This is a genomic window from Dehalobacter sp. DCM, from assembly GCF_024972775.1.
Taxonomy (GTDB): Bacteria; Bacillota; Desulfitobacteriia; order Desulfitobacteriales; family Syntrophobotulaceae; genus Dehalobacter.
This window is the reverse complement of record NZ_CP092282.1, coordinates 526659-535000: the sequence shown is the minus strand read 5'-3', so window position 1 is coordinate 535000 and position 8342 is coordinate 526659. Positions and strand designations below refer to the sequence as shown.

Below are 8342 nucleotides of genomic sequence, written 5' to 3'. Positions count from 1 at the left end.
ACTCATCGTTTACGGCGTGGACTACCAGGGTATCTAATCCTGTTCGCTCCCCACGCTTTCGCGCCTCAGCGTCAGTTACAGTCCAGAAAGTCGCCTTCGCCACTGGTGTTCCTCCACATCTCTACGCATTTCACCGCTACACGTGGAATTCCACTTTCCTCTCCTGTCCTCAAGCCATACAGTTTCCAATGCTTTACGGAGTTAAGCTCCGCACTTTCACATCAGACTTATATAGCCGCCTACGCGCCCTTTACGCCCAATGATTCCGGACAACGCTTGCCCCCTACGTATTACCGCGGCTGCTGGCACGTAGTTAGCCGGGGCTTCCTCGTTAGGTACCGTCAATTAAAGGCATTATTCACACCTCTAAAGTTCTTCCCTAACAACAGTATTTTACAACCCGAAGGCCTTCTTCATACACGCGGCGTTGCTCCGTCAGACTTTCGTCCATTGCGGAAGATTCCCCACTGCTGCCTCCCGTAGGAGTCTGGGCCGTGTCTCAGTCCCAGTGTGGCCGTTTACCCTCTCAGGCCGGCTACTGATCGTCGCCTTGGTAGGCCATTACCCCACCAACTAGCTAATCAGACGCGGGTCCATCCCTAAGCGCTAGCATATTCAGAGGCCAGCTTTACTTCCTCGAAGATGCCTTCAAGGAAAATCATCCGGTATTAGCAGCCGTTTCCAGCTGTTGTCCCGGTCTTAAGGGCAGGTTACCCACGCGTTACTCACCCGTTCGCCACTATCCTCTACCTAACACCCAATGCTCATTGCATGTGTTAGCAAGCTTTATTTGCGTGGTGCGCTCTCTTCGTTCGCTCCCACCTACTAAAAAGTTTTCTTCTGCATTATGTGTCAGTCACTTTTTAATAGCGTGGTGCGCTCTCTTCGTTCGCGCACTCGCTTTAGATGCTTGCTGTTTACACGTAAGCACTCGGTGTTAGGTATCGGACCGTTCGACTTGCATGTGTTAGGCACGCCGCCAGCGTTCGTCCTGAGCCAGGATCAAACTCTCCATAAAAACTATTACGGAGCTTGATTCAGCTCGTTTGTTTACTCAATTATCATTTGACGAGTCTAGCATTTTGTTCTTTTCTTGTTGTTCAGTTTTCAATGACCAAGGACCACAACCGTGATCTCGTGTCCCTTAGGACGGATTTAAATTTTAGCAGATTCTCTTTAGAAAGTCAACTGTCAATTTCTTCTTCCTTCATGATCCATTCGGATCAATCCAGATTTCCTCGGGACGGAAGTTTATCTTAGCAAATTTACCTCTGTATGTCAACTGCCAATTTCTTCTTCCTTCGCGCAGGTGTGAGATTCTTAATCATGTCCAAGAGGCTCATGCCGCAGTATCTCTCACTTTTGACCCAGTGTGTCCCGAGCGCTTAGTTATAATATCAAAGATAACTAAACCTTTCAAGCATCTGTAGTCAAGATTAAACATCACTAGGTCAAAAATGCTGTGCTATTACTACAAAATGCTTCGAATATCTAAAGGATAATCATTTTTTTAAAAAATATGCATTTTTTTGTTTGTTAATACAACAGAAAACCCCGAGAACACATGTTTCCGGGGTTTAAACGATCAACGATAGATTACGGAAAGGATAAAATTATTCCTCGCGGGGTTTCATCGTCGGAAATAATATGACATCTCTGATGGACGGCGAATCAGTCAGAAGCATTACCAACCGATCAATACCTACACCGAGCCCACCTGTAGGCGGGAGTCCGTATTCCAGAGCTTGAAGGAAATCTTCATCCATCATGTGAGCCTCGTCATCGCCCTGCTCTCTTTCCTTAACCTGCTTCTCAAATCGTCCTCTTTGATCAATAGGATCGTTTAGCTCTGAAAAAGCATTGCCCATTTCACGACCATAAATAAATACTTCAAATCGATCAGTGAATTCAGGGTTAATCGCGTTTCTCTTCGCGAGCGGCGAAATATCAACGGGATGCCCAATAATAAACGTTGGCTGTATAAGTTTATCCTCCACGAATTCCTCAAAAAACTCATTGATAATTTTGCCTCTGGATGCATTCCCTACGTCCAGACCTTTTTCAGCGGCCACCCTTCTAGCCTCATCGTCCGTTTTAATTTGGTTAAAATCAATACCAGAATATTCCTTAATCGCATCTAACATCTGCAGACGCCGCCAGGGTTTAGCAAAATTGATTTTTTCACCCTGATAGGTTATTTCCATGGTGTTATGAACCTTTTCAACAATATAGACAATCATATCTTCCATGAGATTCATAATATCTTCATAATTGGCATAAGCCTGATAAAGCTCCATCATTGTAAATTCAGGATTATGTTTGATCGAAATTCCCTCGTTACGAAAATTACGTCCTATTTCGAATACCTTTTCGAAACCGCCGACAATAAGTCGTTTTAATGGAAGTTCGAGGGCAATCCTCAAATATAGATCCATATCTAGGGCATTGTGGTGAGTAATAAATGGCCGGGCAGTGGCACCACCCGCAATTGTCATCAGAGTTGGTGTTTCTACCTCAAGAAAATCTTTGCCCTCCAAGTATTCACGCATTGTCCGGATGATCTTATTCCGGATGATAAAAGTTTCTTTTACTTCATCATTCATAATCAAATCGAGATAACGCTGACGATAACGGGTATCGACATTGGTCAACCCATGGAATTTTTCAGGCAATGGTCTTAATGATTTTGACAGGAGCGTTATTTTTTCTGCCTTAACTGAAATTTCACCCCGCTTCGTGCGAAAAACAATTCCCTGAACGCCAATGATATCCCCAATGTCAAACGTCTTTACCAATTCAAATGCATCTTCACCTAAGGCATCGATACGGATATATAACTGAATTTTTCCTTTCAAATCGTGAACATGCATAAAGAGTACCTTGCCCTGGTCTCTCTTGGACATGATTCTTCCCGCTATACTGACCGGCTGCTCTTCCAGTTCGGCAAAATTATCAATAATATCCGTTGACATGTGCGTTCGAAGAAAGCGATCGGCATAGGGCTCAATTCCGTTGTCCCTTAGCGTCTGAAGCTTATCCACACGTATTCGCATCAATTCATTCATTTCGAGATTATCCATAATACGTTCCCCCAAACTCTATGTTTCCCGCTAGCACTATATTATACCAAGAAATTGTACTTACCATATATAACTGTTGACTATAATCGGCGTTAACACTATGACAGCCCGCAGCGCCATCTCTGGCACTCCGGGCTTATTTCGCAGATGATTTTTTTATACTAACTAAGTCTTACCCAAAAAACGTTACTGAATATCCATTATCTCATAACGCAGAATTCCTGCAGGTACATTAACCTCGACAACACTGCCCTTATTTTGCCCCAGCACTGCTTTACCTACCGGAGACTCGTTGGATATGCGGTTCACACCAGGATCTGCTTCTGCGGAGCCTACTATCGTATACTGTTCTTCGTCCCCAAATTCAATGTCCTTTAGTACAACAGTACTGCCGACGGAAACATGGTCTTTTTCTTCGGTGTCATCGATAACTCTAGCATTTCGCAGCATCTTTTCCAGCGTGATGATTCTTCCCTCAATAAAAGCCTGCTCATTCTTAGCATCTTCATACTCGGAGTTTTCAGAAATATCACCAAACTCAATAGCTTGTTTTATCCTTTCGGCAACCTCTCTCCTTCGGTGAGTCTTAAGGTTTTCAAGTTCATCTTCGAGTTTCTTCAAGCCATCAAGTGTTAGAATAACTTCTTTTTCGGGCATAAAAAATACCCCTCCTCTTCTCTTCTGAGGTAACTAATTTCAAATCCGTTATGTGACACATTATATACACTTGCAAAATAAAATATACGCTACCAAACTCTTCCTCAATTTAATAGATGTAATTATAAGGAACGAAGATTTTATTGTCAAGCAATTTCATAATATTTTAGAGTTTGTCCTTTGTCGACTCTAAAAATGGATCTTTTTATGAAAAGTTTTAAAAATATTTAAACACGTAAAAACAGGGTAATTTACGATTGATTTGGTAATGTGTCAAAGGTACCTCCCTCCAAGGAATAAATATGCAGAAATAGCGCCTTCATATCCGCGTATGTTTTTACCGTCATGATCTGATTACGATAATCTGCAGCCTTTCTTACCCCTTTGATATACCATGCCGCATGTTTGCGGATTTCCTGCAGCCCCGTTCTTTCTCCCTTTAGATCAATAAGCTGTTCAAAGTGAATAAATAACATTCTCAGTCTTTCTATATTATCAGGCTCTGGCAACAATATTCCATTATCCAAAAAAGTTTGGGTTCTGCCTATCAGCCAGGGGTTTCCTAAAGCGCCTCGGCCGATCATAACTCCGTCACACTCAGTCGTTTTAATCATTTCCATGGCGTCTTCAGGCGAATTAATATCGCCATTGCCAATGACCGGTATTTTAATCCCCGCTTTGGTTCGAGCGATCCACTGCCAGTCCGCATTGCCTGAATAGTACTGTTCTCTCGTCCTGGCATGTACCGTTAACATGGCGATCCCTGCCTGTTCTAAGCGCAAAGCCAGTTCGGGTGCATTGATACAGCTGTCATCCCAACCTAAACGGATTTTTACCGTAACAGGTATTGGTACTGATTTAACGACCGTTGAAGCAATTTTCTCCGCTAAGGTAATATCCCGAAGCAGAGCTGCTCCTTCACCGTTCTTTACAATTTTGGGAGTCGGACAGCCCATATTAATATCAATAGCATCTGCCCCATGTTCAAAAACAATCTTTGCGGCGTCAGCCATTGTATGTGGTTCGGAGCCAAATAGCTGCACAATGCGGGGTTCCGGTTCACCTTCAAGATCAATCATCTTGAAGGTTTTAGAGTTATTATAGATAAGCGCTTTATCACTGATCATTTCCGTAATGACATATTTGCCGCCTGTAAGGCGAATCATATGGCGAAAAGCTTTATCGGTTATCCCTGCCATGGGTGCCATAAAAACCGGTTTCTGTGATAAGTTATGACGTCCTAATCTCATTCTAACCTCATAGCATGAATCAAATAGTGAAATAAACGTATTGTCAAAGTGAGAATTGACTACCGCGTGTTCTTCTCATAGATATATAACAGCCCATCCAACGTCAAAAAGGGATCAATTAGCTCGATCATTTCAGAGTCATCAACGACTAACTGTGCCAAACCGCCGGTAGCGACTACTTTTGGATCCCCGCCTAATTCTTTTTTCATTAGCTTAATAATTCTATCGATCAATCCGCAATAGCCGTGGTATATTCCGGCCTGCATGCTGCTAACCGTATTCTTGCCGATAATGACACCGGTTTTAACGATTTCTACTCGCGGCAGCTTAGATGCTTTTTGATAAAGCGCATCCGTTGAAATTCCAATTCCCGGTGCAATAGCACCGCCTAAGTAAGCACCGTTCTCACTAACCGCACAAAAGGTTGTGGCTGTGCCAAAATCAACGATGATTAATGGTCCACCATACTTGGTAAGTGCCGAAACAGCATTGACAATGCGATCTGCCCCAAGTTCTCTGGGATTATCGATAACAATCGAAATACCGGTTTTGATACCAGGGCCAATAATCATCGGCATCATGGCAAAGTATTTACGGATCATTCCTTCCAGGATGGGTGTAACCGGTGGAACTACTGAAGAAATAATGGCGCCTGTGATGCTTCTAAATTCAAGACCGCAAAAACTGAATAGGTTCTTTAACGTTGCCGCATATTCATCGGCGGTAGTATCTTTGTTGGTCGATATCCGCCAATGATGAATAAGCTGACGATCTTGATATACTCCCAGAACGATATTCGTATTTCCGATATCCAATACCAGAAGCATGGTGTTTTTCTCCTTTACTTCGCAACCAATTATTAAATCTTAAGATCCTGGGTCAGGTACTTTTTAATCGAAGGCTTTGTATCATCAATAACCATCGAAAAATCCACCGCTTCTACGGAGTGAGTCAGGCGTCCGATCGAGATGAAATCGACACCCGTTTCAGCAATGTCCCGAACATTTTTTTCTAATATACCCCCTGAAGCCTCAACAATTGTCCGGTGATCGATTAATTTAACGGCTGTTCGCATATCTTCCAGTGACATATTGTCAAGCATGATGACATCGACATTGCTTTGTAAAGCCTCTTCGATCTGTTCCATCGTTTCGCATTCTACTTCTATTTTGACCATATGCCCAATTTTTTCTCTTAGTTTTGGTATAGCTTCGGTTAAATTAGTTAATGCTGACAGATGATTGTCTTTGAGCATGACGCCGTCGTACAGACCAAAGCGGTGATTCACCCCACCACCGACCCTGACAGCATATTTTTGCAGACTTCGCATCCCCGGCATTGTTTTTCGTGTATCTGTAATCTTCGTATCCGTTCCTTTGACAGCATCGACATACCGTCGTGTGATGCTGGCTATACCGGAAAGATGCTGTATAAAATTCAAAACAGTCCTTTCGGCCTGAAGTATTGCCGCCAGTGGTCCTCTAATTTTCATGATCAGATCACCGGGTTTAATCCGGTCCCCATCACAAGCAATCGTTTCGATATCCATCGCGGGATTGACTTTGCGAAACACCAATTCTGCAATGGGCAGGCCACAGACGATGCCGTTGCTTTTTGTATAGATCCTGGCCTCGCCGTAATAGTCTTCCGGTATAATCAACGTGCTGAGATCACCCGTTCCAATGTCCTCTTTTAAAGCCCTTTCGATTAACTCATCATATTGAAACATAGCAAACATGTTTATCTCCCCTTTTAATGACAGAATGTTTTTGCCAACATTCATCAGCCTTTGGGTAATCCCGTCGAAAATGAGCCCCTCTGCTTTCTTCCCGTTCCAACGCCGCCATAATGATAATCGATCCTAATGTCAGCATATTGCCAAGTTCCAGTTCTTCAATATAACAGCGTGGCTCAAATTTTTCTTTTAACATATTTAACATCGCCCGTGCTTCGATCAAACCGGCGTTATCCCGGATAATGCCCACTTTGTTCCAGAACAATTCCTTCAAATCTTTTCTCAGACTTTCAATGTCAGCCGGTGAAGCTTGTTCCTTATCCGTGATAAAATGATCTGTTTGAATATCATCAATATGACTTATTTCGGTAATTTTAGCAGTGATATGTTCGGATATCGTTGCTGCAAACACCAATCCATCAAGCAATGAATTGCTTGCCAGTCGGTTAGCGCCATGAACACCGTTGCAGGCACATTCTCCGCACGCATAAAGGTTGGGAATATTCGTTTGGCCATACTCATCGGTACGTATTCCGCCCATCAAATAATGTGCCGCCGGACCCACCGGAACCGGTTCAGAAGTAATATCGACACCGTATTCCAGGCAAGTTTTATGTATACCAGGGAAGCGTTGCTCTACACGTGTTTTGCCGATTGTGCTAAAATCCAGAAAGACCGTTCCTGTCTGCATTTGCTCCCAAATTGCCCGTGACACAACATCTCTTGGCGCCAGTTCCTTCCTGGGGATATTCTCCATAAAACGCTCGTTGCAGGCATTGATCAGTATAGCCCCTTCTCCCCGAACAGCTTCCGATATTAAAAAGCTGGGAGCCCCCGGTATTTGTAACGCAGTGGGATGAAATTGCATAAACTCCATATCCATAAGCTCAGCACCGGCACGATACGCCGCTGCAATACCATCGCCGGTTGCGACACTCGGATTAGTCGTATACTTATACATTTGACCTAAGCCGCCGGTAGCCATGATAATCGCTTTAGCAAGCCATAGCTCTAATTTTTTGTCAACATGGTTATAAACAAGGGTCCCGCAGGCTTCCTGTTTCTGATTCTTCACAATATCGACGAGATAATAATTCTCTTTGACGCTTATATTTTGTGATTGGACAACTTCAACGAGTGTCCTCTCAATTTCCCAGCCTGTAGCATCGCCCTGGGCGTGTAATACGCGATGTTTACCGTGAGCGCCTTCCATAGCAAAATCAAGTTGGTTTTGACAATTTGTATCAAACTTGGTTCCGAGCTGAATAAGTTCAGTGACGCATTCCGGACCCTTTTCGGCCAATATCATTGCCGCCTTCTTATTGACTAAACCAGCACCCGCATTAATCGTATCATCATAGTGAAACTGTGGGGAGTCTCCATTATTCAGTGCAACGGCGATGCCGCCTTGAGCATGTTCCGTATTACTGGCCATGATCTCCATTTTAGTTAACACGGTGACATCAAACTTTGGGTTTAGCTTTATTGCTGCATATAATCCTGCAATCCCGCTGCCCAGTATCAATACCTCCGTATGATAGACATCGAGTTTATCTTTATACCAAGGTATTAAATAGTGATTCTCATCTTTCATTTCTCTTGCTCATCCTCAAAATGATG

Annotated in this window: 6 protein-coding genes and 1 rRNA gene (1 of these 7 only partly in view); all 7 read right to left on the bottom strand. The window is 43.4% G+C overall.

Going from position 1 to position 8342, the window contains the following annotated elements:
- Positions 1–1018, bottom strand: a 16S ribosomal RNA gene (locus tag LPY66_RS02690) (it extends 722 nt beyond the left edge of the window).
- Between the two features lie 595 nt (positions 1019–1613).
- The gene (gene lysS, locus LPY66_RS02685; protein ID WP_337986587.1) at positions 1614–3080 is read right to left on the bottom strand and encodes a lysine--tRNA ligase; all 1467 of its coding nucleotides are present in this window, start codon (positions 3078–3080) and stop codon (positions 1614–1616) included.
- A gap of 186 nt (positions 3081–3266) precedes the next feature.
- Positions 3267–3737: a transcription elongation factor GreA gene (greA, locus tag LPY66_RS02680; RefSeq protein WP_337986586.1), complete on the bottom strand. Its 471-nt coding sequence runs from the start codon at positions 3735–3737 to the stop codon at positions 3267–3269.
- A gap of 251 nt (positions 3738–3988) precedes the next feature.
- Positions 3989–4987 carry a tRNA dihydrouridine synthase DusB gene (gene dusB / locus LPY66_RS02675; RefSeq protein ID WP_337986585.1) on the bottom strand — a complete coding sequence of 333 codons (999 nt, stop codon included), beginning with the start codon at positions 4985–4987 and terminating at the stop codon, positions 3989–3991.
- Between the two features lie 59 nt (positions 4988–5046).
- A complete protein-coding gene (locus LPY66_RS02670) occupies positions 5047–5814 on the bottom strand; it encodes a type III pantothenate kinase (RefSeq protein ID WP_337986584.1) in 768 nt (255 codons plus the stop codon).
- 32 nt (positions 5815–5846) lie between these two features.
- On the bottom strand, positions 5847–6725 hold the full coding sequence (gene nadC, locus LPY66_RS02665) for a carboxylating nicotinate-nucleotide diphosphorylase (protein ID WP_337986583.1): 879 nt from the start codon (positions 6723–6725) through the stop codon (positions 5847–5849).
- Positions 6703–8316, bottom strand: coding sequence for an L-aspartate oxidase (gene nadB, locus LPY66_RS02660; RefSeq protein ID WP_337986582.1), 1614 nt, complete (start codon positions 8314–8316; stop codon positions 6703–6705). Before nadB ends, nadC begins: the two co-directional genes overlap by 23 nt.
- Between the last annotated feature and the right edge of the window lie 26 nt (positions 8317–8342).